Raw genomic sequence first — 25,998 nt, 5'->3', positions numbered from 1 at the left:
TCCCGTTATTCCCAAAACAGAACACGAGAGACATGGAATCCACCGTTTCCCAGGCGCCCCAGTCCGATGTGCAACCGAACGTGATCGCCGAAGTCCGCGGCGGCATCGGCTGGCTGACGCTGAACCGGCCGCAGGCGCTCAATGCGCTGTCGCTGGAGATGATCCGCGCGATGTCGCACGCGCTGCTGGCCTGGCAGCATGATCCCGAAGTCCATGCCGTCATCCTGCGCGGCGAGGGCGGCAAGGCGCTGTGCGCCGGGGGTGACATCCGCTTCTTCCACCGCGCCGCCACGGCCGGCGACCCGCAACTCGTCACCTTCTTTACCGAGGAATACCGCCTCAACCACCTCATCTTCCGCTATGCCAAGCCCTATATCGCGCTGATGGACGGCGTGGTGATGGGCGGCGGCATGGGCATCTCGCAGGGGGCCTCGCTGCGCGTGGTCACCGAGCGAACGAAGATGGCCATGCCGGAAACCAACATCGGGCTGTTCCCTGACGTGGGCGGCGGATGGTTCCTGGCGCGCGTGCCGGGCAGCGTGGGCGAATACCTGGGCGTGACGGGGCAGGTGATCCAGGCGTCGGATGCGCTGTCGGTCGGCTTGGCCGACTGCCACGTGCCGGCCGGGACGCTTGCGAGCGTCGTGCAGCGCCTGCGCGACGGCAACTGGACGAGCGCAGGCGAGGTCGCAGCGTGTTTTACCGACGTCGCCACCGAGGCGGACGTCGCCCACGCGGTCATCGTGCCCCATCGCGAAGCGATCGACGCGTGTTTCAGCCAGGGCACCGTCAAAGCCATCCTGGCCGCGCTGGCCGCCAGCCCCGATGCTGAATGGGCTGCGCAGACGGCCGCCCACATGGCCAAGCGCTCGCCGCTGATGATGGCCGTGACACTGGAGTTGATCCGCCGGGGCCGCCATACCACGCTGGCCGACGAACTGCGCCGCGAGCTCGACATGATGACTCACGTGTTTGCCGAAGGCGATGGCGTGGAAGGCATCCGCGCGTTGGCCGTCGACAAGGACCACTCGCCCAAGTGGAAGCACGCCAGCATCGACAGCGTGCGCGACGACGAAGTCGCGGCGTTCTTCGTCTCGCCGTGGCGGCGCGAGGCGCATCCCTTGTTGGGGCTGTCGGACTAGAACCGGTAAACTGCGCGCCTGAGTTGAAACGCTGATCTTGTTGTGACTGCTGAACGCCCTGAGTTGAACCCGCGCCGACTGTCCGTCGCTCCGATGATGGACTGGACGGGTTGATGCCTGTAAATGACCTAGTGACGCGGCTTTCCAGCGGCTTGATAGATTCACGTAGCACTGCTGTAGCACCGATGATGCCACGGGAAGCCCCGGCGGATGCCAAGAGGCCTTTCGCTTGTCGGAACTCAGGCGCTCATCTGCACAGCTGATACTCCGAGCAAATATGAGCGGTAAAGCATTCCGTGATGCCAAGTTGGGCATTGGGCGCAGCTCCTTTGCAGTCGAGGGACGCGGACACTGGCCCGTGCTTTTCATTTACGCTCCCGCCGATGCGGAGCGCGAGCAAATAGCCCGTGTTGAACCTTATTTCAAGCCCACGTCCGATCGACAGGGGTATGAAACGGAGGAGCTAGCCCTTGCAGTGGCACGTCGCTACGACAACCCTAGATATGTGGGCGATGAACTGGTGGTCGACTACGACGATGAGTCTGGCGGCGTAGTTGTGAAAGTCTCCGAGCTCGACCCTCACGCCTTGGGCAGATAATTTGCGACCAGGCGGGGCCATCCCCGAAAGGTTGGCGGGAGCAAAGCGCGGGGGCTACGCGTCGGTTCGTGTAGCACTGTTGGACGCCGCCGATGTTCAGCTGAGGCCGGTGAGCGTAGGGCGGGTGAGTTGGCCTGTTTGGTAGTCAAGCGAGCCGCTAGCATCTGGCAGCAAGTTGAGCGCACTCTTTGCAAGCCGCTGCACGCCGGCTGTCGATGTACGACGCTAGCTCTTTTACATGGACGCCCTTGGCTGTTTTTTGCGAGCCCTCCATACGGATCAAAGGTAAAGCAATCTCGCCCGCACTGATCTTCCTGTACAGCTTTTCTGGGGTTAGGTGGCTGAAGTAGTCTCGAGCCACCATTTCCAAGGGAACAACGGCCGTGGCGCCATACTGAGCGAGGAGCAGAAAGGTCGTATCCATAATTCGTCAAATCCTGTTACACCCGCGCCATGACGGGCATGCGCCACTTACGATGGCGCGATGTATCGATCAAACATCTATCGTGAGTCGCTGCGCTGGTGGGCAATGGCTGTCGTCATCGTCTGCGTTGGTGCCATGGGTGCTTATGCGATGTATCTCTAGATCAGACGATCAACTGCATTTGCGCACTTTCGCGCTGAACCGCCTCGGCGCAAGCGGGGTTGAGCCAAACCACCTCGGTACGCAGGGAAGTGCCGCGGCCCGCAGAGATCCGAGCCAGCTTCGTATGCCTTTCCCAGTCGCGTAGCTCGTCGTCGTACATTTCGGACGGGTAACCGCAAAGCACTACCATTCCGTCGAGCTGGCGCAGCGCCTTCAGCAGCTCGAGATGGTCTTCGTCGTCCATCTCATGTCGGTAGCAACCGCGTGCGCCCCGCAATTGCCTCGTCTCATGCAGATAGGGCGGATCAACGAAGTGGAGCGTCGTGCGGGCGTCGTGTTGCCGCATGACATCGATTGCGTGCCGGTTCTCGATAAGCACGCCCTGCAGTCGCCGGCCGGCTTCCTCGATCGCGTCCGGATATTCCATCCAGCCGCTTTGCGCGGTGCCGTATTCACGCTTAGTGTCGATGCGAAAGCCCGTTGCCCCTTTTGTGGCGCCGGCCGACCCAAAGCCCATCTGCGCGCGGATGGCGAGTCGGCGCGCGCGCTCGATCGGTTCGTCGGTTGGCTGCCATGCCTGTTCGAACTCCTCTCGGGCGTACGGCGTTAGCCGGCAGGCGTCGATGAGGGCCGCTCGTTGGCGCGAGTCCCGCAGGACTGAAAAGAAGTTGACGACATCGCCGTCGAGGTCGTTGTAGACCTCGGCGTACGTTCGTTCCTTTTGCAGAAGAACACCAGCTGCGCCACCGAACGGTTCCACGTAGCAGATGTGCGAAGGGAAGAAGCGCATCACCCATTGTGCGAGACGGAACTTGGCCCCGTGATAGCGAAGAGCGGGCCGACAGACCTTTGGAGCTTGGCTGGCTTGCCAATGATTGCAATGGCTTCGCGACGGTGCGGATGTCAGCATCACAACGCCCCCCCGCTTCGGCCGAACAGGGCCGTTCATCTTCTGCATACCCATCCGCCGCCCACCACGGCGCGCGGATTCGATGACTTCCTGACACGAGCGGTGCGTCCTGACGGCGCCATCGAGATCTCGCGCAGACGGAATGCTGATGCTCTCCCACACGACGACGCCTTTGACGCGCAGGCTGTAGCTGCAATGCAGCGAGCCGGGCAGGGGGTGGCGTTGCACGTCGTGCTTGCCGATGCGGAGGGTGGCGGGGGTACGGTTCACTATGCGATGCATGGTTGATCTCCGTTGCGGCTGGTCAGTCGTCGAAGTCGCCTGCAGCCAGCTTCTTGAGGTCGACCCACACGCGGCGGGTCGTGCGAATGCGCGGATGGGTGCGGGCGTGCGCGGATGCCTCGATGGCGGTGCGGATGGGGCCCGCTGCCAGGGCTTGCGCGTCGGTGCAGATGAGGCGCAGCTTGTTGCGCTCGGCGAGCACGGCCGCGTCTGCGATGGGGCGCGGAGGCATGTCAGCCCCCGAGCACCATTGCGGCTTCGGGCGCGATGGCGCCGGCGAGGCCGAACGCGAAGAGCACTACGGCAAGGCCGAGGGCGGGGTGGTGGCTGAAGTAGCCGGACGCGAGGCGGTGGAGGGTGGAGCGGCGCACCGTGTCCTCCTCATGCCTGTCGCTGGGCGACGGGCGCGGGCTCTGTCTCGGACGTTTCGTCGAGATGGAGGGCGTATGCGTGGAAGGCTAGGACCGCGCCGAGGGCGGCGAGGTAAGTGAAGACGTGCGCGAATTGGAAGAGGCGTTGCATTGGCACTCCACAGTGTTGGTGGAGTGAAGACTACTTCGGGGTATTTGTGTATGCAATACCTATGGGTATGTTTCGGTGTTGAGATGTGTTACACGTAGAAGTGATTAGGTGCCAGCGGTGGCAAGAGCGATGGGCGGCTATGCGCCGTACGGTGTCAAGCGATCGGTGCGATCGGCGAGAAGGGAGCCGACACTGACGCTTGCCGAAACAGCGCGTACGGCTCTTCGACGCGACACAACACTTAACGTCTCGGGGTCGGCCAATCCGAAGGAACGAGAGCGGGTGGGTTCACCCATGGGGGCTCTACCAAAGCCTCCTGGAACCAACCATCGGCGAAATTGGCATGCTCTGTGACGATCAGTTGGAAGCCCGGTACCTTCTCCCGGGTGAATCGAAGTAGGGTTTCAAATAGTCGCTTAGCGGCCACTACATCTGCGTCAGCATGGGTACGCTGAGCGTCGCCGGCGGCCGACTCGTAGACCATCTGCGAAGGAAAGTAGACTTGCGTGGGCTGATCCAGCATCAGAAATCGCGGGATCGGACGATCGTTCTCTGCAGCGTAGTGGTGCAGGGCCAGCAGCGCAGAGATGTGGTATGCCAGCCAGTTAGCGCCTCCGCCCGTTCGATTCATGGGAATGGGGTCGCCAGGTCGCTCCACCACGACGGTCAGCTTGTTCACATCCAGCCTGAACTGGAACTCGTGGAAGTAGGCTTTGAACTCACGGACAAGCTCGGTGAGCGTGACAGAAACGTTTGTGACGATGGACTCCAGCCGCGCTTCTGTGTCCTCGTCCGAGCCCGCGAGATCGGTCAGCAAAGCTACCTTTGCGTTAAGGTGATCGACCCTTCTACGCAGCGCTGCCAGAGATTCACCAGACTCTAGGTTGTCGAGGAAGAAGCTCACGCGCCCCTGAACCCTTGCGGCTACTGTGTTGGCGTCGTCTTGTGCCGCAGCTTTCTCGTCGGCGACGATAGTTGCCGCAAGCTCAACTTCGACCCGCTCAACCTCTTCGGCTAGTACCGCAGCGCGGTTGCTGAGCATAGCGAGGTGCTCGTCAAGGCGAGGCCGGCTGCCTACAACTTGTGAAAGGTCGCTTTCGAGTCTTCGCAGTTCACCGAGAAGCGCTTCGGCTACCCCGTCCATTCGAGCATCTGATTCGCTTAGGAATGGCCACTGCCAAGAGCCGTCTGTGCTCTGAGGCAAGCTATGGATCGATTCGAGTCTGGAGCGCTGCTCATTCGCTTCGTTTTGGAAGGCTGATGCGCCCTCGGAATAGCGGCGCGCAGCAAGAATTTGCTCCGTTAGCTGGCGGCGGCGCGACCGAAGGATCGACCTCCTTGACTGAAGGTTGGCTACCGAGCCGTCACTCTGCAGAAGGGCCGTGCCGGGTCTCCACGTCAATACTTGTCTCAGGGCGCTGACCAACTCACTTTCGCCCTCTTTCATTACGGGGGCGCTACCGAAGACGATGCCTGCCGCTCGAGCCTCCGCAAGAAGTGCAACGCCACGAGTGTCTAAAACGTTCTCCGACTGCTCCGCGGAGCGAAGTTCCTTCTGTGCAATCCTCAGTTCCCGTTGCGCTGCGCGCCGGTTCGCTTCGGCCTCGAGTTGGCCAGCGTGTGAGACACCAAAGAGCACAGCGAACGTATCTCGGATTGTCTGCGGTAACCACTCTTCAGATTGCCGGTAGAACAGCAGATCCTTGTTAGCAACGAGGCCCTGCTTCTGGAACAGGTAGTAGACCGTATGCTTAACGTTGACAGAGTAGCTGTCGCGAGTGCTTCTTTCGGGGACGGATGTCCTGACTTCGGGGATTCCTAGCAAGCTTGAAAGCACGCTTTGAACGAGCTCATCGCCGCCATCATGTTGAAGTTCAGAGTGGGGCGGGGGCTGCAGGTTGGAGCCGCGCCGTACCATCGCCAATGAGCATGAAATCTTTCCCGGTTGAGGGTTCGGCTTCGCGACAAAAACCTGCTCGCCCGGGAAATCAAAGATGACCGCAAACCAGGACACTTTCTCCCGAATGAAGCCCTCTGCGATCTTGCAGTCCGCCTCTCCCATGCAGTATTCGACAATGTCAGACAACGATGATTTGCCGGTGGAGGCCAACCCCGTGATGATGTTTAGCCCTTCCGTTTGCAGTTTAAGGTCACGCCGGCGACCGTCGTGGCTATACAGGTGAATGGAGGCAATTTTCATGGACGGATGCCAAGACTCGTGTAGATGGTCACTCGGTCGTTGATCTGTGCGAACTGGCGGCCAATTGTGGCCGCAGTCGACCTACATCGCTCCGCATCGGGCGTGGCTAGCTTGCGCATCGACACCTTTTTGGGGCCCAAGCTGATACTCCCCGCGTCGGTCACCTCGATGCAGTTATGGCGTGCCAATAACGCAAAGGCCTCCATAGCCGGTTGAATCAAGCCGCGCGCGCGAGGTGCGAAATCAACCAAAAGGTCTGGTTGACGGGCAATGATGCGCAGGATCGAAATCTTCGGACTTAAGGCAATTTCGTTACAAGTCCGATGATGTAAGGCGAGAGGGAGAATAAGCAGCGTCAGCGAATAAGGCATAGGGGCCCCCGCCTGCTTTTGATACGCTCTAATAGCTGCTGCAAGCACCACTGCACAGAACGCCGGATTGAAGAGGTTTCGTATCTCGAACGGCCGACTATCCCAGTTCATCATTGAGCGGCCTCCAGTGCTGCTTTGAGGCGCTCAGCAAACTTCGGGTGCCAATACACTGCCGGTTCTGGCGAGCGATTGGCCAAGATATGGAAGGTCCCGCGCCGCACGAATTCCTCGGTAACGCGCGCCCGAATCTGAGTCTGGCACTTCAGCTCTGCCCATTCGTAGAGGGCACGCCCTACCTCTTCGAGCTCTTGTTCCGAGGCGGTTGGAGTGATTTTCTTATGAGCACGCACCCTGTTCCACTCGCCGACTAGCTTTCTCTCGAACTTGCCGAGCTCATCATCCAGGAGCACCTCTGTTCGTGCCCAGTGAGATCGCTGTGAGAAAGCTCGGTGGAAGTCGAGAATGGCTAATTCGAGACTGTAGGTGGGCATGCCAATCGCCCGTAGCTGTTGAACGAACTGGCGAGTGTCCTTGTCCGCGTCGACACCTTCGGGTGGGAGGCTGTCACCGAACGTGATCGGCAGATTATCGTCACGGTACTCCTCGCTATAGGCGGCGACCTTATCCCATACCTCATAGCCGGATATTGCGCCCCGTGTGCCTTCGAGGTGCGCAATTGCCTGGCTCCACCACCATCCTTCTAACCTCTCGCGGATATCATCGCGATACTTTTGACGGACCGCCTTCATTTGCCTCGTGATCTCGGCTTCGAGGTTTGGAATGCGTGGTGATTCGTCCGCAATAACAATCCGAGAGAAAAAATCCTGCCGTTCGGTCGCGCTGAGCGCTTTCAACGTTGTCCTGATTTCGCCGCTCAGTTCCGAAGCTGACCCATCGAGCTCCGTCAGGAGGTTGTTCTCAAAGCCGGTCGGTTTCACAGAGCCAGGGAGGAAGAAGCGAAGCTCCGATTTTTGACCTACACGCGCGGTCGTTGCCATGCAGTACGAGTGGTCGCAGGCTAGCTTGCCGTCGCGAATGTACCTGCTAAGCCAAATGCGCACAGACTTCCAAAAATCGACGGATAGAGTGCCGACTGTCTCTCCGACTTTCTTATGCTTCAGAGAAATGAGAGTGCTTTGACCATCCACATCGACGACTTTGACGTCGTCGTCGGCCTCGAGGAATAGCGTTTGACTTTCTTCCTGCCCCATCAAGTGCGCAAGCGCGAACCGGACTTGATAGATGTACCCGAGCCCCTGCTCTCCGGCAGCGAACTTGTCTTTTGTCGCATCCACGTGCTTCCTCCCCTTGTCTTGCCACTGACGTTGCCAGTCGTGATCTACAGTTCGAAGCCTCTGGTTATCTTCAACTGTGTCTTCTTAATTGACCGCAATGCGTTTGCGCTCGTCACTGCGCGGCGCCGACAGAATGGTTGCCTCACTCAACAATAGCTGTCAAGCTTCGCGCGTTTCCACGTGGGCCTTCCAATTGTAGGTTGCCGCAACGCGCGTCCGTAACCATTTTTCATGATTATCAACAAGGAGGCATCCCCTCTTTGTGGGCACGCAGAATAGGGCGCCACATAATCCATGGGGCCGGGTTGTACTACGTGCCCACGGATTCAATGAGAATATCACCAGCAAGTCGGCTGAGCGCGTCCTCAACGCGCGTAAGCAGTACATCGCCTTCGCGCAAGATGTCTTCTGAGAGGGCCAGGGCATTTGCAGAAAAATATGCGTCTTCCTGACCTACTGGTGGCATCCAGGCCGACACTTGCGCACGCGCGGTGCGGAAAAGCTGAATCGCGATCAATGTTTCGTGCCTCTCTTTAGGGGTCGTTCTACCCGGCTGGCGCACCAACTCCCATAGACAGTTCGCCACCGTTTCGATGTGCAACTGCGTGATGCTCAACAGAATGGCCGTGGTTTCGGGAGAGGCACGAAGCTGCTTACTGAAGGCGATGCGAAGCAATTGCTCGCAGTGCTGATATCGGGCGGTCGCGTTGTTCCATCTTTCTTGCAGAATCGCTTGCATACCTTGCTCTGAGGTCGGTTCCTTGCGCGGTTGTGGATGCTGGAGAGTCTTCTGGCTATGGCAGCGCTGCGGCTCCGCGCTTTGCTCGCGTGCGCGCAACTTGATCGTTAGATGCAACTGCATCGCGGCATCTGCAGCATCTGTCAGTCTGTGCCTGTAGAACCCTCCGACAACGAAGGCTGCCTTGCGCGCTGGCGATGTCGGTATGAGAACCAGCGCGACACCGTCGTAAGCATCGCTCTGAACGTGCTCGAGTAGCCGTGAAACTGCGCGATCGAGGTCGCGCCGATACGCCGAGGCGAGACGCGCGTCTTGTGCTTCGCTGTCGTTGGACGGAGGTCGCCGAGGCGGTGTGCGCGTGCCTGGCTGAGGAAACTGAATGAGGGTGCCCATTGTTGATTCGACTGACGGCCCGCGCGGGCAGTCATGTTGTTGGTGGGCGGCCAACAATAGAATAAGAATTCTCCTATTCGCATCCAGCTCAACAGGAAATAAAAAATCCCGCCGAAGCGGGATTCTTTAACTGGCGCGCTTGCGCTGTGCCTTTGCCTTGGGAAGCGGGGGATAGCCATAGTCGGATGGCTCGGCGACCTCTGCCGGTGCTTCCTCGAAGCGCTTTGCCTTCGGTCCATCTAATTCGACAAGCCGTGCACCACCTTTAAGCTGCTTCTTTGCCGCGAGCACCGCTTCGAGAGTCGCAATCGCTGCTTCGATGTCTCGTTCCGAAAGGTCGTTCAACGCACTGATTGCCAGTGCGCCAAGGTCCGGCGCGGGCGGGGCGTCGTCTTCTGCATCGAGGGAGAGAGGCGGCAGGTGGAGCGCTTGCTCGATCTCGCGGGCGACGTCTTCACCGATGCGTTTGCGGCCAGCTTTGCCTTCTTCGTACAGCATGCGCCCGACGTATGACGGCGCTTTGCTGATTGCTTGCGCGAGTTTGACGATCGAGCCCTCGAAGCGAGTGACTCGAATCTGGTCCAGCCGCCGCCGACGTCGTTCGTACTTATCCATTCTTTACAAATTCCGGCCCTGTTTTTTGCGGATACGGCCCGCCAAGGTATTGAGATAAAAAATACCCGTGGGTACCATCGTCGCATGGAAAACCTGCGGGCTTACTTAAACGCAATGTCGCCGGATGAACAGGCGGATTTCGCGCGCTTGTGTGGCACGACGATCCGCTATCTGCGCAAGGCAATTAGCCTTCGCATCCGGTTGGGGCCGATGTTTTGCGTTGGCATCGAGAGGGAGACGCGTGCGCTTGTTACGCGCAAACACCTTCGTCCCGACGACTGGCATTTGATCTGGCCCGAGCTTATCTCTGCCCGCGCGTCATTCACACGGCTACACCAGCGGCCAATGCGGCCCAAGCCTCGAATGATACCGGCTGCGGCATCTGCGGCACGTCTTCGGCGCATTCGTCGCGTGAGCCGGGCGAGCAGTGCTTGCTGGCCAACGAGGGCTTTCAGCCGTCAGCTTCTGCGCGCTGGATCGTGCCGTTCCAACGATGAGGCAAGTGTACGCGCCCACCAAAACCGCCGGTAGTGCGACCCGCACGCCCGGTCTATGACAGCTCTTTAGGAGAGACAACTTGAGCCACCACTATTCCGAGATCAATCAACACTACGCGCTCTACTGGGTGGCGCGTGGCTACCCGGGCGGCGTTGAAGGATTGGCCGCGCGCATGGACAAGTCCGCCGCAGTGCTGCGCAACAAGCTGCTGCCGCATGTGCAGACGAACTATGTGTCGTTTGAAGAGGTGTCGGTGACTGTTGAGCACGCGGAAGGCGCGGGTGTGCCGAACGCGAAGCTGCCGATTCAGGCTTTGTGCTGGCGGCACGGGATGGTGGCGATTCCTCTGCCCGAGGTGGCTCGCGAAGATCTGCCGAATACGGATCTGTATGAGGCGCTTTGCAAGGTGCTGGCAGAGGTGGGCGATGTGAGCCGCGCGATGTCTGCGGCGCTGGCGGACAACCATCTTTCCGAGGGTGAGATGCGAAAGCTGGAGCGGGAGTTTGAAGAGGCGACGGCTTCTGTGATGGTGCTGCGTGAGCTGCTGCGTGTGCGTGCGCAGCGTGATGCTGAGCGGTTGCAGCGGCTGCGTGGCAAGGCGTGATTGACTGTTTTTTTGAAGCGCGAGAGCGCATAGGAGAAGTGATGCAAAGCTGTAAAGAAAATTGCGTTCGGCAGGCGAAGTTGTCGCCGGAGCATGCCAAGAAAATTGCTGATGTGCTGTGCGCGAAAGTGGTGGCGGACATTGACCCACTTCTCGATATGCCCGCGCGTCTAACGGTGGCTCGTGAGGCCCTGACGCGCGAGCTAAGGCTACTGGACGAGGTTACTCGGTCGTTTTGACAAGGTAGGCGGCGTAGGTCTCGATAAACATCGAGCAGAAATGCGCCGCAGTCTCGCCAGCGCGCCCGTTGGGAGCGTTCGCAGATCCAAACATGGCGGGCTGTTGCTCAATTAGTGTCATGAGCAATTTCTTTGCGTCATCGCGTGCGTCTTTGAGTTCCATGTTTCCTCGTTGAAAGGGTTGGCGTTTCGTCGGGGTCATCGACCCGACGACGGAGTGTTGCCGCCAGCAGTTCGGGCGGCAACCTGCAGCGCCACGTTGTATCGATTTTTGACAGGGTTCGGCATCGCATGACACAGAAGCAAGACAACACGCCACGCTTTTCACACGGTATGACGTGCTGCAAGGCAGGGCGTGTTGCTGTGGGCTTGTCATGTGAGCGCGTCGATCAGATGTGTTGTGCGTGGCACCGTATTGCGGGGGCGTTCAAGCCGCGCGGGCTGCCGGTGCTGTCGAAGTTTGCGGAGCATCTTTTGGATGCTTGCGCGTGGCCGCTGGCTGATGTGTTTTGGCCGTTCAATGCGGCTGGTGAGTCTTCTGCGCTGGCGTTGGCCTGCGCGTCGCGTTATCGCGCGATTTCAACTGAGGCGGAGCGCCTCGCTTTTCGATCCACTGTTATTGCGTCGACGTCGCCGGAGTTTGTGGCGGTGTTTGACGTGCTGTGTAAGGCCGCGCCGCTGCGGCTGTAAGGGCAATTCCATGGACATTCCTATCGAGGCCGTTGGCGCTGTTTGGGCCAAGGGCAGGGCGGCTGCATTGTCTGGCCGCGCGTTGGATGAGGCGAACGAGTATCCGGTTGGCAGCGCGCATCACGTGGCGTGGCTGGCCGGGTATTTGGGCTTGGCGCGAAGCAATGGAGGCGAGGGTGTCGGCGTATCGCATCAATGATCTTGAGTTGAGCGCGCTGGCCGGGGCGGGTGCGGAGATCGCGCATCTGTACCTGGTGGCGCTGCGCCCGCGTATGGATTTCCGTACGGGCATTGTGGGGCGCGTGGTGCGGATCTCGTATCAGGCGCTGCGTGAGTGGACGGAGCGCACTGCGCGGCGAGGGGTGCGTTACCTGGCGCACGACAAGTCGAAGCTGCAGCGGATGCTGGCGCAGCTCGAGAAGCTGGGGCTGTTGCGCCGGCTTGGCGGGCAATACGAGCTTGTTTTTGCGTGCCCGTTGGCGGATACGGATTCGTGCGTCCAAAAGAAAGCCGGTCGAGGTTCGATACACCCGCAGGATGGCTACGAATTCAGTGCTGACGCGGGTTTTACGGACATTCCCGAGTCTGTGGATAACGCGAAAGCCGCCACACATCCGTATTCCGGTAACCCCGTAAACACCAACCCCCCTAACCCCCCACGCCGGCGGCGTGAGAAGAGAGAGATCGAGTCCCCCACGCCTGCGGCGCGGGAGGATCGAAATGGCCCCCAACACCGTCGGGGCGCAAGGAGGCACCGGCTCTCAGAGCAACGTGGTCAGAGCACCGCTGTGGTTGGGGATGGGCCTGCGGCCCAGCGTCCAGAGAGTGAAGAGGTTTCGGCCGTGGCGTGGCAGGCTGACCTCGCGTGGCCGGTGGACATGGGCGCGGCGGAGAGGGCGCGTGTTGCGCGAATTGTGGCTCGGGCACCCCTGGGCATGAGGCAGGTGGTGATCGACGAATGGCGGGGCCGTATGGCTGCCGGTGGCGTGGACGATCCGTTCGCAATGTTGGCTTACCACGCGAAGCGGGCGGCTGATCCGGATTGGGTGCCGTCGTACGCGCCTGCGGTGCGGGAGTCGCGGGAGCGGGCGAGGGCGTTGCGGCTTCAGCAGGAGGAGGCGTTGGCGCGGTTGCAGGCACAGGCAGAGCAGGCGGTGGCTGGGCTGCCGTGGCATGCCGGGCGGTTGCGCCGGGCGGCAGCTGCTGAGCGAGGTGTGGCATGACGGCGGAGGATGCGTTCAAGGCTGCGTCACTGGCGGCGCGCGGGAAGGCTGAGTGGCCGTCGCGGCCCGTGTTCTGGTCGGCTGTGCGGTTTGGGATGAAGGCCGTTGAGGCGGCGCACTGGGCTGATGCTGAGGAGCGATGGTCCGCGCTCTGGCGGGTGGCGGTGGCGGAGCATTTGCCGCCGATCCCGGATGCGCCGTTGGTGGGGGCGCCGCCGGCTGTGGTACAGGCGAAAACGCACCTGGCGCGTATGCGTGAAATTGTCGGATCGAGGAGGCAGGATGTATTGCGTTAAGCCGCGTGAGGTGACGAGGCGATCTGCGTTGGTGACCAGTGAGGATCAGGCGCTCGATGATCTGCTGTTCGACTGGTTCTGCTGGGAGGCGCAGTACTCGGGCGAGAAGTGGTATTCGAACCGGGATGCGACGTGCGGCGGGTCGGCCAGCTCACGGCAGTGGATGTCGACGGATGACATTCACGAGGCGAGCGTGGATGCGTGGCAGATGAAGCAGGTGGCGGCGGCGATGGACGCGATCTCGGGCGACCACGCGCTGGCGATTCGGGTGGAGTGCCGGAATAGGCGTGGGCCGGGTGTGTGGCGGAACCCGCGTGCGGGGTTGCGGCAGCCACAGGCGTATGCGGCGGCGAAGGTGGCGATCAGGCCTTGGATTGTTAAATTCGGTGTCGAGTATTGATGGGGTGAGGGGCGTCGCTTACAGTTCGGTTCGTGGGGCGACGCACGCCCATAGAAAACGTAAGCCCGACCGGATTGCCGTGTCGGGCTTTTTGTTTTGTCCGTGCAGGTTTGTGTGGAAAGTCGGTCTCATCGACTCCCGTCAACGGCGCTCATTAGAATGTAGAGCTACGACTTCCCCTACACATTGAGCGAGAGATGGAACTCAAGCTAGAAATTCCTCTTCGGTTGCACCTGGATGTATGCGAGGTTGATGAACATCTGCCTTCGATGCGAGTGCTTGTCGCGGCTGAAGTTCAGCAGGCGCGGCATACGCTCGTTTATAGGGGGTCTTTATGGTTCGATTGTTCTTCTTGGGATGCGTTCGTCTCTCGTTTAACGTGCATCGAAGAGGAAGCTGCGGAACTTGCAGACATGGGCGGTCACTTCGTCCTGCGGATTGGTATCGAGTCCGGAACACCTCAAATCTCTTGGAAATTTGAGAGTTGCGATATGACGGGTAAGGCGAGCATGGCTGCATGTCGATCTCACATCGACGCTGATGAATTCGCACATGTAAGGCGGCAATTCACACAGTTTCAACGTTGGTGGTAGCGTATTCGTCCCTATGCAGCTCGATATTGTCACTGCCATCGAGGCATTCGAAGCTTGGAGTCTGCCTTGGAGGTTCCTACAAGATGTGATGGCATGGCCTGCGCTCTGCGCTTCCGATCGAGCGACGATCCAGGAAATTTGGATGGAGGCCTGTGACGCGAGTCATTGGCAGAATGGCCGTGCTGCCCAAAACGTTGCAGCTGCAGATCTAGCACTACAACGGCGCTTCCCTTGGCTCACAGAGCTCTCGCGCGCCCAAGTCGTCCGGGCGGCATCGTATGAATGGAAGTGAGTAGATCCAAACAGCTCGTCACGGCAAGTGCGCTGCGGGCGGGTTTTCGGAATCTACGATGAATCTCTTGGTTGTCTGACCAGAGCGCCGCGCGGTCACCGCGTCGGTGCGTGCGGGTTCGCCTCTCCCTTTGTACGTTCGGCGTCTAGAGAGACCGGGGGCCCCTCAGGCCGTCCGGCACTGCGGGGGCGGGCACCCGCGATTTTTCGTTAGCGGCAAGTTTTCTAGCTTAGTGAAATTCACCTCCTACCAGGTGAAATGGTGAAATCATGAGTGAAACGACCCTCCTGACGCGCTCTGCGTTCGCGGCGCGCCAGAACTGGTCGCCAAGCTACGTCACCAAGCTCGGCAAAGAAGGGAAGCTGGTCACCACGCCCGACGGCAAGCTGGTCGACGTCGATGCCACGCTCGCGAAAATCAAGCGCGGCGCCGACCCCGCCAAAGAAGACGAGGTCGGTACCAAGCTGGATGCCCTCAAGAAGCGCGCCGGCGAGGCGCGTTTCTGGCAGAACACGATTGGGGAAACGCAGCGCCTGCAGCGGGAGTTTCGCGATCTGCACGCCGCCGGCGACCGCGCGGCCGACAAGGTGCGCCGCAAGATCGAGCAGAACACCCGCGCGCTGCGCGATGCCGGGTTCGAGGTCGACCGGCTCGACCGCTCGTACCAACGGCTCGGCCGCACCGCACGCGGGCTCGAACTGCGTGCGCGCGGCGCGGAGGCCTTCGCCGACGGCCGAGAGCGCCTGCGCAACACCATCGGCGACACCACCAAGTTTGTCGCGGCCGCAGCGGTACCGACGGCCATCTCCGCCGGCTACGAGGCCATCATCCGCGACATTGCCATCAAGGCCGGCGCCGCCCGCACCGACAAAGAGCGCGAGATGAGCAGCGGCATTGCCGCCTCCGCGCAGCAGAGCGGCATCGGCCGCAACGTGCTGGCAGACGCCATCAACCAGATGGTGTCGGCCGGCATGGATCTCGACCGCGCGCTGTCGTTCGCGCCGCTGGTGGGCAAGTTCTCCGTCAGCCAGGGCGCCGACCCGAAGGAAACCGCGCGGATGATCCAGGCGCTCGAGCAGAACGCCAAGATCTACGATCCGGCAAAGATGGCGCAGGCGCTGGAAACCATCGCGTTTCAGGGCAAGGAAGGCTCCTTCGAATCGAGCGACATGGCCCGCTGGTTCCCGGTGCTGCTCGCCGACATGCAGAAGCTGGGCATTGTCGGCAACACCTCTGTCGAGCAGCTCGGCGCGCTGCTGCAAGTGCAGATGAAAACTGCCGGCAGCGCCGACGAAGCCGCCAACAATACGAAGAACTGGTTCTCCAAGATCGGCAGCGCAGAGACGGCCGGCAACTACGCCAAGGCCGGTATCGACTACCAGGCCAAGATGCGCGAGGCCATCGGCAAGGGCTGGAGCACGATGGAAGCATCGTTCGTGCTGGCCCGCGCTTACATCGAGCAGGCCGACCCGGACAAGGCCAAGCAGCTTGCCGCCGCCGCAAAGCAGTTCAACAGCGAATCCGACCCCGCCAAGCGCGATGCGCAAATGCGCGCGTTTGAAGAGACGATGAAGACCGGCGATCTCTTCAACGACATGCAGGTCAAGGCGGCGCTGACGGCCTACATGCAGAACGCCGACCTGTACCAGCGCCTGAAGAACGAAGGCGCCAAGGCGGCGGGCGAGATCGAGAAAGACCTGGCAGACCGCCGCGCCAGCTCCAAGCAGAAATGGGCCGAAGTCGGGCAGGCGTGGGACGAAGCCATGCGGCGCATTGGCGACGCGCTCAAGCCCGTAACGGATTCCGTCGCGGATCTTGCCGCCAGCGCAGGCACGTCCGTGGGCAAGCTGGCGGCGGAATCGCCCAAGGCCACCGTCGCCATCGGTGGCGTGCTCGCGTCGATTCTGGCGTTCAGGACCGGGCGCGCTATGTGGAAGATCGGGAAGGGCGTGACCGACATCGCGCGCGGGACTGCCGTTGCTGCAGGCGTCGGTCGTGCTGCGGAGGCTGGCGCCGCCGCTGCAAGGGCCGCACCGGCCGCTGCAAAAACGCCCGGCGTGCTGGCCACCACCGGCCGCTTCCTGAATGGCGCAGCGCCCAAACTGGGCAAGATCGGCGGTGTCGCTGGCGTGCTGGCGCTGGTAGGCACGGCCGGCATGGCAAGCGCCGAAGCGGCCGAGAGGCCCGGCACCAAGGCCGACAAGGCCAAAGCCATCGCCGGCATTGGTGCAGGGCTGGCCGGCGAACTTGCCGGCGGCGCTGCAGGCCGTGCCATCGGCGCCGTCGCAGGTACCGCCATCGCGGGGCCCATCGGCACCGTTGTTGGCGGGTTGCTCGGCGGCATGCTGGGTTCGTACCTGGGCGGCAAGGCCAGCAGTGCGCTGGCCGACCGTGCCCTCAGCGATAAGAAGCCCGTGGCCGCGACACCAGCAAGCGCGCCCGTCCTGCCCGCCGGGGCGGCTGAAGCGCTCGGCACCGTTAGCGCGGTCGCCAATGCGCCGCGGCCACCGCCGCTGCAGGTCGACCAGCGGTTCGAGTTCGCACCCAAGATCGACCTGACGGTCAACGGCGACGTCAAAGACCCGCGCCAGCTCGCGGCGGAATTGATGCCACACCTGCGCCGCCAGTTCGACGAATACGCCGCGCAACAACGCCGGGCCGCCATGTCGGATCACCCGCATCTGTAACGAAACACACCATGAGCTTCGAGAAATTCGCATCCGCTGCGGCCACGCATGCGGCGCGCGCTGCCGAGCATGTCCGGCAGATGGAGCGCCTGCTCGGCAAGCCGGATGGCACCGGAGAGGCAAACGCCCGGCGCCGTGAGGCGCAGGCATTGGGTGACCTGACCAGCGCCACCGCGGCGCTTGCCGCCGCAGGCGACGCGATGGGCGGTACTGGCCGCATGGCGGTCGGCAGAGGCACGGCACAGCGCACGCTGGGCGTTACAGACGCGGCGTTGGCGGCCGTCCAGCGCACCGCAGTGGGCGAGCGGTTCAGCCCCGTTCTGCGCGCGGCGCAATCCACCGCTGATGCACTGGCAACCGTGCGCCGCCGCCTCGATGCCGTCCTGCCCGCCGTCACGCCCAACGTGCGCAGCCTGGTGCCCAGCTACGCGCTGGGCCCGGACAAGATCCTCGGCGCCGGCCAAACCGCAGGCGCCACTGAGCGCCTGCTCGTGCTGTCGACGGATGACGGCGAGCAATTCCAGTTCGGCCTCTCCACGGCCGCATACGACCGCCTGCGCCGCGAGACCCGCTACAACATCGCCGCGCAAGAACGCATCCAGCGCCAAGAGGCATTGCAGGCCGTGGGCGCCGGCGGCGACACCATCACGGTGTCCGGCGCCATCTTCACCGCCACTGGCGCAGGGGCAGGGCAGCTCGACCGCCTGCGTGCCATCGGCGCCGCGCTCAAGCCCGTGCAACTGACCACCGGCTCGGGCGACGTGCTCGGCCGCTACTTCCTCGATCGCGTAGGCGAAGAGCAAGACGGGCTGCTGGCCGACGGCACACCACGCAAACAGGGTTTCGATTTGGAGTTCCGACGCTATGGCGATGACTATCAGAACATCTGACGGCGACGTGCTGGACGTGCTCTGCTACCGCGCATACGGCACGCTGGCCGGCACCGTGGAAGCCGTGCTCGATGCCAACCCGGGCCTGGCCGCGCGCCGCCAGCCATACGCCGCCGGCGTGGAAATCTTCCTGCCGGACCTCACGCCCGCGCGTGACGAGCCCATCCAGCTTTGGACGTAGCGCATGGAAGCCCAATTCGAAGTCCTGGCAGACGGCAAAGACATCACCGCGTTGCTGCGCGATCGCGTGCTGGAGATCCGCCTGACCGACAAGCCGGGCATGGAAGCCGACCGCTGCGAGATTCGGCTGGATGATCGCGACGGCAAGATCGCCTTCCCACCCAAGGGCGCCAAGCTGCGTATCTCGTTCGGCTGGGCCGGCAAGGGCCTCTCCACACGCGGCACGTACGCCGTTGACGAGATCGAACTGAGCGGCCCGCCCGCCACCCTCGTCATACGCGGCAAGCCGGCCGACATGCGCGCCACCGCCAAGGCGCAGCGCAACGCCAGCTACACCGGCACCACGCTCGCCGCCATCGTGGCGAGCGTGGCCGCCCGGCACGGCTGGAAGCCCGCTTGCACGATCGAGGCGCACATCGAACGCGCCGACCAGTTTGGCGAGAGCGATCTGCATTTCATCACGCGGCTCGCGCGCCAGTACGGCGGCACCGCCACGGTCAAGGGCGGCCGGCTCATCGTCGCCCCGCGCGGCGGCGGCAAAAGCGCCGACGGCAAACCGCTCTCGCCCATCGTGCTGCGCCCGTCCGACCTCATGCGCTACCGCCTGACATTTCCTGACCGCAGCAGCGTCGGCGGCGTCAGAACCCGCGCGCACGACGCCAAGACCGGCCGCAAGATCGACCTGTACATCCCCAACCCGGAAGCGCCCGACGGCGGGCCTGCGCAGGCCACGCACACCGACCGCCACGTGCATGCCAGCCTGCCAGCGGCAAGGGCCGCTGCCAAAGCCAAGCTGCAAGACATGAACCGCAGCACCGCTGAAGGCGAGCTGGAGATGATCGGCCGTGGCGATATCAGCGCCGAGAAAACCCTGCGCCTGGAAGGCTTCAAAGCGCAAGTCGACGGCGACTACCTGGCCGATACCGTCACGCACATCTACGCCAACAAAAGCTGGCTGGTGAATGTGAGCCTGAACGGCGGCAACAACGGCAAGGCCAAGGCGGGGCAGGGCAAAGCCAAGAAGGCGGCGAAGGTGACCAATCTGGTCATTCCTGCGCCGCCCAAGTGATGTGCCCTATTGTCTGCCCGGCCCGACGGCTCCCCTAAGGGCCTGGTGATTTGCCGCTCAAATGTTGCCCACGAACGGCCGTTGAGGCAGGATGCACGGGCAAAAGAACTTAGACCTAAAGGGGAACTGCGTTGACCGCGTTGGACACTCTGGCGCTCGCCGTGATCTCGCTTGCAGCATTCACCATTGCGCCCCTTGTACTGAAGTGGGGCAAGCAGCTTGAAATAGGGGTCTGGCTGTTCGTAGCGGCATCGGTCGTCATCAGAATCGCATCGTGGTTTGACGCAAGCCTCATTGACGAGAAAGCCTACCCGGAAGACATCAGTCTGGGCCCTTGGTATCTGAGCCTGCTCTTCGCCTTGTATGGGTTCGGATTCGGGTTGGCTCTGAGGGCAATCATTGTGTTTTGCCTGCCCTACATTGGTTTCCGCAGCCTCAAGTATGGGAGTCTCGAGGCTTTCAAGCGGTGGCTATGGACGCGGAGCCCAGCAGAGCTATCGCGGCCATCAAAATTGCTTTTGCTGTGGCCGATAGTTGCGTGCCTGATCAGCCTGCTGCTCATGCGCGGTCGCGATGAGTTGCTTGGCGAGTTCTGGACGCATTTCCATATCGCTGCCGCAGTCGGGCTAGGTGTGGCGATTGGCTTTGCGTTTTGCAATGCGCCGATCCGATGGGTTCTGTCCGGTGCGCTGCCAGCCATCCTGTTCCAGGTCTATTTCTACTGGATGGACCGGCGTTACGTCGGCGCGCCTATGTGGGATCAGGTCGCCAGCTACCTTGGAACATACGTCGCGTTAATTCTTGTCCCGGCCTATATCGCGGCAAAGCTCCGCTATCGGCCGCACGCACGCTCGGTGCAGGCCGCCAATTCATGAGCGCCTGACTACCTAACTCCCGCGTTCGCTGCTGCGAGCGCTTCAAAACAGCCCGCCATCCGGCGGGCTTTTTCATTTCCAAGCCATGAACAAACAATCCTTCAGCAAGGCTGCAGCCTTGCCGCCTGCGCTCGCCGATCGCTGGTGGCCGCACATCGAGGCCACGTGCAAGCGCTTCGGCATCACCACGCCCGCGCAGCAGGCCGCATTCATCGCGCAGATCGGGCACGAGTCCGGCGGCTTCACGCGCGTAACGGAATCGTTCAACTACGCCGTGGCGGCGCTGCCCGCGATGTTCTCGCGCGTCACGCCCGCACTGGCCGCCACGCTGGGCCGCCAGCCGGGCGAGCGCGTGGTGCCGCTCGATCGGCAGCAACGCATCGCCAACATCGCCTACGCCAACCGGTACGGCAATGGCGATGCGGCAAGCGGCGACGGCTGGCGCTACCGGGGCCGCGGGCTCAAGCAAATCACCTTCCTGGCCAACTACCGCGAGTGCGGCCACGCGCTGGATCTCGACCTCGTTGCGCGGCCCGAGCTGCTCGAGCGCGATGACTACGCCGCGCTTTCCGCCGGCTGGTACTGGTGGGCCTTCGGGCTCGGCAAGCTGGCCGACGCCGGCAAGTTCGACGAGATCACGCGCCGCATCAGCGGCCCCGCCATGGAAGGGGAAGGGCCGCGCCGCACGCGCTGGGTAGCCGCCAAACAAGCATTGGGAGCATGAATGGCTGAGCAAACAGGTTGGGGCACGCTGCTGCGCGTGGTGGACACGATTTTGCCGGGCGCGGCCGGTGCGTTGGTGTCGCTGCGGTTCATTCCGGGCACGCCCGTGCAGCGCGTGGCGTCGTTGCTGTTGGGCATTGCGTGCGCGCATTACCTCGGCAACGGCGTCATTGGCTTGTGGCACGTGCCGGCGGGGCTGGAGTCCGACGCCATCAAGTTCATTGCCGGCGTGTTCGGGCTGACCATCGTCGGTTACGCATATGGCGAGCTTCCGGCGCTGCGGCGCCTGGTGCACGACTGGTTGCAGCAGGCAGCCCAACGCTGGACAGGAGGCCGCAAGGAATGACGCTCAGCCAACACGACGTGCTCACCGCCATCGACATCGTGGCGCTCGTGGCCATCTGCGCGGGCGCCGCGTGGTCTGCGCTCACGCAGGCCATTCCGCACGGGCTGCGCGGCGCGCTTCTGCTGGGCGCCGTTGCCCTGTGCGCGCTCGGCAGCGCCTCCGCCGCGCTTGACGCCACCCCCGACATTGCCACCGTGCAACTGCATTGCGCGCTGGCGGTGGCAGGGCTGTGGGTCACCCACATCATCCGACAAGGCAAAGCCAATGAACTTCGCAACCCTCCGGCTCCTGGCAGCGGCAGCGGTGGCTGCAGCAGCCGCGTGGGGCTGGCAAGCCAACCGCTACGACAAGACCATCGCGCAGATGCAGCGCGACCACGCCATCGAGCGCCAGGCCGCCGTCGATACCGTCGTGACGGCGCTGCAGGCTGCCATCGACAAACACCGGCAGCTTACCGACCAGCTCGACGCGCTCGACCGTACCCATTTCTCGGAGATGCAACGTGCCACCGCTGAAAACACGCGTCTGCAGCGTGCTCTTGCTGCAGGTGATGTACGGATGTCAGTGCGCGCCCGTTGCCAGCCCGACGCCGGTGCCGGCGCAGGTAAAGATCAGCCCGGCGCCCGCCTGGGCGATGGAGCCGCCGGCCGATGTGAGTTATCTGGAGAGGATGCGGCGGATCTTGTCGATCTCTTCGCCGGGGCGGAGCGGGATGCTGAGAAACTGAGATACTTGCAGACGCGCGAACGTGCGCTAGAGGGAGCAGGTGTCTGTGCTAACCCTTGACGGAGCGTCAGAAAATCGGTTTGACGCGAACGTCTGCTATCGGCCAAAACCGGCCAGTCGCCCCTTCGGGCAAAATTGAGAAAAGTTTTGCTGTTGCGGCGGACGTTGCATTTTGGGAGCCCGCAGGCAGTGGCGAAGAAAAAGCGCGGAAACTATGTGTGCGAAGAAATAGCGTGCCTTGAACGCCATGTGAACCGAGCACCGCTAGCGACTTCGCTGCTACAGTCCTTTCAAACGTACCGACCACGTTCAATGAGCGGAGCCTCTCGTGACTGCAACCGGAATGCCGACAATGGTTCCTCTCATGAACGACACCAAATGGAACGAGCTCCGAATCGGCATGTATGAGCTTGGGGCGATGGCACCTCGGTTTCGCGTTCGCAACATCCGTACTGGGTACGTTGGCATGTGGGATGGCGAGTGGTTCTATCACTTCCAAGGCCGTCACGAAGAAGACGAGTGGGTCGAAGTCGCCGTGACCTCAGAGGCGCAGCGTGATGCCGTACTGCAAGCCCTCCGCGCCGTTCGTGTTCCAGGCGTGGTCACAGAGTTCGGCTTCAGAATTTTCGGTTACGTACCACTCGGAACCGAAGTCGATTATCTGTAACGCCAACTGCCCAACGCAGGAGAGCAGAGAACCGGTTTCCTCTTCAAGAGAGCGCAGCTTTAATTCTGCCAAGAGCGGCCGCATGTCTCCGGCTGCAGTACCCGTCCGGCAGGAGCGATCATTGCCAATGAGCCGCATCGCCACGCCAACCCTGCCAGCGATGCGAGCCGCACCGCACCCGCTCTACACCCCCGCCTCAATCAAATCCGAAATCTGCACCGACGCGCGCGCAAAGTCAGTCAGCGCGCGGGCGCGCTTGTGCCGATAGCTGCCGGCGGAGATGACGACAGGTTCTTTGGCGTCGTCGGCCTGCAGGACGATGAGCATGCCGGTGTAGCGGTCTGCCTGGTAGATGTGTTTGTTGAGCAGCTGCAGCGCGCGCTCGACGTCGGCGGGGTAGAGACTGGCGAGGTCGGCGGGTGAGCGGGCGGCGGTGGGTGCGGCGTCGATGCACGGTTGTGCGGTGAACTGGCCGGTTTTGCGGACGGCGGGCAAGACGATGGACGTGACCCACTTGCGGAAGCGGTGCGGTACGGTGCCGGGCTTCACGGCGTCTCGGCAGCGCAGGACGAGGGCGTACATGCCGGATTCACTGATGACGTTGGCCCGATCGTTTCCTCGGGACAAACCCTGAATTGAAGTTAGGGCTTTCTCGTCAGCGTCGAGTGAAAGAAGCGCCTTTGTCGGGTTCGTGAGTTGCAGGGCACGGCACACGTCGGCTGCAACGAACCACGGCTCGTCGTCGCGCATGACAACGCGCACCGCGTGCGATTCGAAATTGAAGGTGTTCGGGGTAGGGACGAGCGCAGACGCGCTGCTGAGATTTCCAGTCATAGCAGACTCCTGAGTTGCGGTAAGTGGGCCGCCCCGCTCGCTGTCAATCGAGGGTGGGGCGGAACCGAACAGGTTGACAGACCGGAACTCAGGAACCGGCAGGGCCGAAGCCCTCCTATCCGGCCCGCCCATAGGAGTGCCAGACGTGCGCAAACAAAAAGCCGCGCGTAAAGACAAAGCGCGGCTGATGTGCGCCTGAGTATTCCGGGCTGTCACCCCCGTGTGCCGCTGTTTCGGCAACCGGCCGAGTATACGGCGGGTGGTAGGAGGGTGCAATGTGTGGGTGTAACGGGGCAGCCTGTCTTGGTTGCTGTGAGCGGGTATCCTGTGACGGGGGCTTCACTGCCGTTGACACGAGAAATCGATTCGTGAGGTCGAGAATGATCGAGAACAGGACTAAGCCACTGAATCGGGGATTGCTACTTCAAGAACTGGAATTCGTGATCGCCAAACTAGCGGAAGCTGGGGTTGGCGAGGTTGAGCTTAGCTTTGGGTGGGATTGCAATCTTGACATCGACGACATGTGGCAAGAGCAGTCCGTAAGGGTGGATGCGCTTCTTGAGAGCGTCATCCAAGCAGAACAGTCCGGAATTGTTGAAGTCGGCCGGGGCGACATCTTCGTCAAATCTCACGACTTTGAACTTACGTTGTGCCATGAGGCGGACGCCCATGTTGGAGGCACAGGCGACCTAGTGCGTGAGACTATTGTCCGATGGCAGCAGCTGGGCTACGAACCCTATGAGGTCGCTGCGGGCTGATCCAATATACGGTGGGTTAAGGGCGAATGCCCCTCAGTTGAGCTGAGGGTAACTATACTTTGAGCATTCGTGTTTCGTCGCCGTATAGTGGTGCGACCAGAGCAACCAATATAGCCATGAACGCGGCAGATGCACTGCAAGAAGAAGTAGAGAAATTCAATGCGTGGGCGGCCTCGTTTCAGCCTCACCAGCGAACGGGCGAGTGGGAGTGCGGCTACGACCACTGGCAATCACTATGGGATACCGCGATTGCGGTATTAGAATCCGTTCCGCCGAACGCGTGGGGCGAGGGCTGCCGTGCAAACTTGCTCTATGCGATTGCTCGCGACAATGAGATGGAGTGGATTTCCCAGCAACTTGCTGGAAAACCTGACGCGCTCGTTGAGCTTGCGCGGCTGGCAATTGATTCATCAGAGCCTGACGCAAAGTGGCAAATCGCGGCACAACTCGGAACGCTGTCTACGCATAAGGACAAGGCGGAAGAGGTGCTACTTCGCCTTGTAGACGATACGGACGAATACGTTAGCAGGCGTGCGTTGCTTGCGCTTGGAGCGTTAAAGTCCCAGCATGCCGAACACCTTGCGGAAAGGGCGTGGCTCACAGGTCACGAATACCAACGAATCGCAGCGTTGTGGGTTCTAAAAGATGTCGCCCCGAGCAAACTGCCGAAATACCTACGTTTGGCAGACGAGGATGGTCGCGAGTTTGTCGTCGAGAACGCACGTAAATGCGCCAACGGCATCCAATGATGGAACTGTTCACGCGAAGAAAAGGGTTGCCGTACCCGCACCGCCGACAACCCTGCCAGCGATGCGAGCCCCATCACACCCGCTCTACACCCCCGCCTCAATCAAATCCGAAATCTGCACCGACGCGCGCGCAAAGTCAGTCAGCGCGCGGGCGCGCTTGTGCCGATAGCTGCCGGCGGAGATGACGACAGGTTCTTTGGCGTCGTCGGCCTGCAGGACGATGAGCATGCCGGTGTAGCGGTCTGCCTGGTAGATGTGTTTGTTGAGCAGTTGCAGTGCGCGCTCGACGTCGGCGGGGTAGAGGCTGGCGAGGTCGGCGGGTGTGCGGGCGGCGGCGGGCGCGGCGTCGATGCACGGTTGTGCGGTGAACTGGCCGGTCTTGCGGATGGCCGGCAGGACGATGGACGTGACCCACTTGCGGAAGCGGTGCGGCACGGTGCCGGGCTTTACGGCGTCTCGGCAGCGCAGGACGAGGGTGTACATGCCGGATTCGCTGATGACGTTGGCCCGATCGTTTCCTCGGGACAAGCCCTGAATTGAAGTTAGGGCTTTCTCGTCAGCGTCGAGAGAAAGAAGCGCCTTGGTCGGATTCGTGAGTTGCAAGGCGCGGCACACGTCGGCCGCAACGAACCACGGCTCGTCGTCGCGCATGACAACGCGCACCGAATGCGATTCGAAATTGAAGGTGTTCGGGATAGGGGCGAGCGCGGACGCGCTGCTGAGATTTCCAGTCATAGCAGACTCCTGAGTTGCGGTAAGTGGGCCGCCCCGCTCGCTGTCAATCGAGGGTGGGGCGGAACCGAACAGGTTGACAGACCGGAACTCAGGAACCGGCAGGGCCGAAGCCCTCCTATCCGGCCCGCCCATAGGAGTGCCAGACGTGCGCAAACAAAAAGCCGCGCGTAAAGACAAAGCGCGGCTGATGTGCGCCTGAGTATTCCGGGCTGTCACCCCCGTGTGCCGCTGTTTCGGCAACCGGCCGAGTATACGGCGGGTGGTAGGAGGG

Annotated in this window: 30 protein-coding genes; 18 read left to right on the top strand and 12 right to left on the bottom strand. The window is 61.9% G+C overall.

Annotation, left to right across the window (positions count from 1 at the left end):
* The first annotated feature begins 32 nt into the window (after positions 1 to 32).
* Together A6M56_RS19765 and A6M56_RS19760 are read left to right on the top strand one after the other, a co-directional pair.
* Positions 33 to 1,142 carry an enoyl-CoA hydratase/isomerase family protein gene (locus tag A6M56_RS19765; protein ID WP_102079694.1) on the top strand — a complete coding sequence of 370 codons (1,110 nt, stop codon included), beginning with the start codon at positions 33 to 35 and terminating at the stop codon, positions 1,140 to 1,142.
* A gap of 277 nt (positions 1,143 to 1,419) precedes the next feature.
* Positions 1,420 to 1,740, top strand: a complete 321-nt coding sequence (locus tag A6M56_RS19760; RefSeq protein ID WP_102079695.1) for a hypothetical protein — start codon at positions 1,420 to 1,422, stop codon at positions 1,738 to 1,740.
* A gap of 157 nt (positions 1,741 to 1,897) precedes the next feature.
* On the opposite strand, the gene A6M56_RS19755 is transcribed toward A6M56_RS19760, so the two are convergent.
* The 9 genes from A6M56_RS19755 to A6M56_RS19715 form a co-directional block, all read right to left on the bottom strand.
* Positions 1,898 to 2,164, bottom strand: coding sequence for a pyocin activator PrtN family protein (locus A6M56_RS19755; RefSeq protein WP_102079696.1), 267 nt, complete (start codon positions 2,162 to 2,164; stop codon positions 1,898 to 1,900).
* Between the two features lie 163 nt (positions 2,165 to 2,327).
* Positions 2,328 to 3,518, bottom strand: coding sequence for a DNA adenine methylase (locus tag A6M56_RS19750; protein ID WP_257984032.1), 1,191 nt, complete (start codon positions 3,516 to 3,518; stop codon positions 2,328 to 2,330).
* 22 nt (positions 3,519 to 3,540) lie between these two features.
* The gene (locus A6M56_RS19745; RefSeq protein ID WP_092969991.1) at positions 3,541 to 3,750 is read right to left on the bottom strand and encodes a hypothetical protein; all 210 of its coding nucleotides are present in this window, start codon (positions 3,748 to 3,750) and stop codon (positions 3,541 to 3,543) included.
* A gap of 1 nt (position 3,751) precedes the next feature.
* Positions 3,752 to 3,889, bottom strand: coding sequence for a hypothetical protein (locus tag A6M56_RS19740; RefSeq protein WP_180964229.1), 138 nt, complete (start codon positions 3,887 to 3,889; stop codon positions 3,752 to 3,754).
* Positions 3,890 to 4,281: 392 nt separating this feature from the next.
* Positions 4,282 to 6,240: a DUF3732 domain-containing protein gene (locus A6M56_RS19735; protein WP_102079697.1), complete on the bottom strand. Its 1,959-nt coding sequence runs from the start codon at positions 6,238 to 6,240 to the stop codon at positions 4,282 to 4,284.
* Positions 6,237 to 6,725, bottom strand: coding sequence for a three component ABC system middle component (locus tag A6M56_RS19730; RefSeq protein ID WP_102079698.1), 489 nt, complete (start codon positions 6,723 to 6,725; stop codon positions 6,237 to 6,239). Before A6M56_RS19730 ends, A6M56_RS19735 begins: the two co-directional genes overlap by 4 nt.
* Positions 6,722 to 7,906, bottom strand: coding sequence for an ABC-three component system protein (locus A6M56_RS19725; RefSeq protein WP_102079699.1), 1,185 nt, complete (start codon positions 7,904 to 7,906; stop codon positions 6,722 to 6,724). The genes A6M56_RS19730 and A6M56_RS19725 overlap by 4 nt, the downstream gene beginning before the upstream one ends.
* Positions 7,907 to 8,216: 310 nt before the next feature.
* Positions 8,217 to 9,038 (bottom strand): hypothetical protein, encoded by an 822-nt coding sequence (locus tag A6M56_RS19720; RefSeq protein WP_257984033.1) that lies wholly within the window; start codon positions 9,036 to 9,038, stop codon positions 8,217 to 8,219.
* 126 nt (positions 9,039 to 9,164) lie between these two features.
* The gene (locus tag A6M56_RS19715) at positions 9,165 to 9,653 is read right to left on the bottom strand and encodes a hypothetical protein (RefSeq protein WP_102079701.1); all 489 of its coding nucleotides are present in this window, start codon (positions 9,651 to 9,653) and stop codon (positions 9,165 to 9,167) included.
* A gap of 577 nt (positions 9,654 to 10,230) precedes the next feature.
* On the opposite strand from A6M56_RS19715, the gene A6M56_RS19705 reads away from it, so the two are divergent.
* On the top strand, positions 10,231 to 10,755 hold the full coding sequence (locus A6M56_RS19705) for a phage regulatory CII family protein (RefSeq protein ID WP_180964230.1): 525 nt from the start codon (positions 10,231 to 10,233) through the stop codon (positions 10,753 to 10,755).
* A gap of 222 nt (positions 10,756 to 10,977) precedes the next feature.
* On the opposite strand, the gene A6M56_RS19700 is transcribed toward A6M56_RS19705, so the two are convergent.
* A complete protein-coding gene (locus A6M56_RS19700; protein ID WP_102079702.1) occupies positions 10,978 to 11,157 on the bottom strand; it encodes a hypothetical protein in 180 nt (59 codons plus the stop codon).
* Between the two features lie 128 nt (positions 11,158 to 11,285).
* Here A6M56_RS19700 and A6M56_RS19695 point away from each other — a divergent pair, with 128 nt between their 5' ends.
* From A6M56_RS19695 to A6M56_RS19635, 13 genes are all read left to right on the top strand, one after another.
* Positions 11,286 to 11,684 carry a hypothetical protein gene (locus A6M56_RS19695; protein WP_257984034.1) on the top strand — a complete coding sequence of 133 codons (399 nt, stop codon included), beginning with the start codon at positions 11,286 to 11,288 and terminating at the stop codon, positions 11,682 to 11,684.
* 107 nt (positions 11,685 to 11,791) lie between these two features.
* A complete protein-coding gene (locus A6M56_RS19690; RefSeq protein ID WP_180964231.1) occupies positions 11,792 to 12,907 on the top strand; it encodes a hypothetical protein in 1,116 nt (371 codons plus the stop codon).
* A 327-nt stretch (positions 12,908 to 13,234) separates the two neighbouring features.
* A complete protein-coding gene (locus tag A6M56_RS19685; protein WP_257984062.1) occupies positions 13,235 to 13,603 on the top strand; it encodes a hypothetical protein in 369 nt (122 codons plus the stop codon).
* A 197-nt stretch (positions 13,604 to 13,800) separates the two neighbouring features.
* Complete coding sequence (locus tag A6M56_RS19680) at positions 13,801 to 14,196, top strand: hypothetical protein (protein ID WP_145997187.1); 396 nt, start codon at positions 13,801 to 13,803, stop codon at positions 14,194 to 14,196.
* A 561-nt stretch (positions 14,197 to 14,757) separates the two neighbouring features.
* Complete coding sequence (locus tag A6M56_RS19675; protein ID WP_102079705.1) at positions 14,758 to 17,175, top strand: phage tail tape measure protein; 2,418 nt, start codon at positions 14,758 to 14,760, stop codon at positions 17,173 to 17,175.
* An 11-nt stretch (positions 17,176 to 17,186) separates the two neighbouring features.
* Positions 17,187 to 18,065 (top strand): phage tail protein, encoded by an 879-nt coding sequence (locus tag A6M56_RS19670; protein WP_102079706.1) that lies wholly within the window; start codon positions 17,187 to 17,189, stop codon positions 18,063 to 18,065.
* Positions 18,040 to 18,246 carry a tail protein X gene (locus A6M56_RS19665; protein WP_102079707.1) on the top strand — a complete coding sequence of 69 codons (207 nt, stop codon included), beginning with the start codon at positions 18,040 to 18,042 and terminating at the stop codon, positions 18,244 to 18,246. Before A6M56_RS19670 ends, A6M56_RS19665 begins: the two co-directional genes overlap by 26 nt.
* Positions 18,247 to 18,249: 3 nt before the next feature.
* Positions 18,250 to 19,314, top strand: a complete 1,065-nt coding sequence (locus A6M56_RS19660; protein ID WP_102079708.1) for a phage late control D family protein — start codon at positions 18,250 to 18,252, stop codon at positions 19,312 to 19,314.
* 131 nt (positions 19,315 to 19,445) lie between these two features.
* Positions 19,446 to 20,189 carry a hypothetical protein gene (locus A6M56_RS19655; RefSeq protein ID WP_102079709.1) on the top strand — a complete coding sequence of 248 codons (744 nt, stop codon included), beginning with the start codon at positions 19,446 to 19,448 and terminating at the stop codon, positions 20,187 to 20,189.
* A gap of 85 nt (positions 20,190 to 20,274) precedes the next feature.
* Positions 20,275 to 20,913, top strand: a complete 639-nt coding sequence (locus tag A6M56_RS19650; RefSeq protein ID WP_102079710.1) for a glycoside hydrolase family 19 protein — start codon at positions 20,275 to 20,277, stop codon at positions 20,911 to 20,913.
* Positions 20,914 to 21,258, top strand: a complete 345-nt coding sequence (locus A6M56_RS19645; protein ID WP_096744683.1) for a hypothetical protein — start codon at positions 20,914 to 20,916, stop codon at positions 21,256 to 21,258.
* A gap of 264 nt (positions 21,259 to 21,522) precedes the next feature.
* The gene (locus A6M56_RS19640; protein ID WP_102079711.1) at positions 21,523 to 22,044 is read left to right on the top strand and encodes a lysis system i-spanin subunit Rz; all 522 of its coding nucleotides are present in this window, start codon (positions 21,523 to 21,525) and stop codon (positions 22,042 to 22,044) included.
* 283 nt (positions 22,045 to 22,327) lie between these two features.
* Positions 22,328 to 22,651: a DUF6678 family protein gene (locus tag A6M56_RS19635; protein ID WP_421080718.1), complete on the top strand. Its 324-nt coding sequence runs from the start codon at positions 22,328 to 22,330 to the stop codon at positions 22,649 to 22,651.
* 183 nt (positions 22,652 to 22,834) lie between these two features.
* Here the strand turns inward: A6M56_RS19635 and A6M56_RS19630 are convergent, their stop codons facing one another.
* Positions 22,835 to 23,401 (bottom strand): BRO-N domain-containing protein, encoded by a 567-nt coding sequence (locus A6M56_RS19630; protein ID WP_257984035.1) that lies wholly within the window; start codon positions 23,399 to 23,401, stop codon positions 22,835 to 22,837.
* 464 nt (positions 23,402 to 23,865) lie between these two features.
* Here A6M56_RS19630 and A6M56_RS19625 point away from each other — a divergent pair, with 464 nt between their 5' ends.
* Complete coding sequence (locus tag A6M56_RS19625; protein ID WP_102079714.1) at positions 23,866 to 24,243, top strand: hypothetical protein; 378 nt, start codon at positions 23,866 to 23,868, stop codon at positions 24,241 to 24,243.
* 116 nt (positions 24,244 to 24,359) lie between these two features.
* The gene (locus A6M56_RS19620; RefSeq protein ID WP_102079713.1) at positions 24,360 to 24,992 is read left to right on the top strand and encodes a HEAT repeat domain-containing protein; all 633 of its coding nucleotides are present in this window, start codon (positions 24,360 to 24,362) and stop codon (positions 24,990 to 24,992) included.
* Positions 24,993 to 25,076: 84 nt separating this feature from the next.
* Here A6M56_RS19620 and A6M56_RS19615 read toward each other — a convergent pair whose 3' ends face one another.
* Positions 25,077 to 25,727: a BRO-N domain-containing protein gene (locus A6M56_RS19615; protein WP_257984036.1), complete on the bottom strand. Its 651-nt coding sequence runs from the start codon at positions 25,725 to 25,727 to the stop codon at positions 25,077 to 25,079.
* Positions 25,728 to 25,998: the final 271 nt, after the last annotated feature.

The sequence above is a fragment of the Ralstonia sp. RL genome, assembly GCF_001683835.1.
Classification (GTDB): domain Bacteria; phylum Pseudomonadota; class Gammaproteobacteria; order Burkholderiales; family Burkholderiaceae; genus Ralstonia; species Ralstonia mannitolilytica.
The sequence above is the reverse complement of the archived record's forward strand: the minus strand, read 5'-3'. Positions and strand labels throughout refer to the sequence as shown.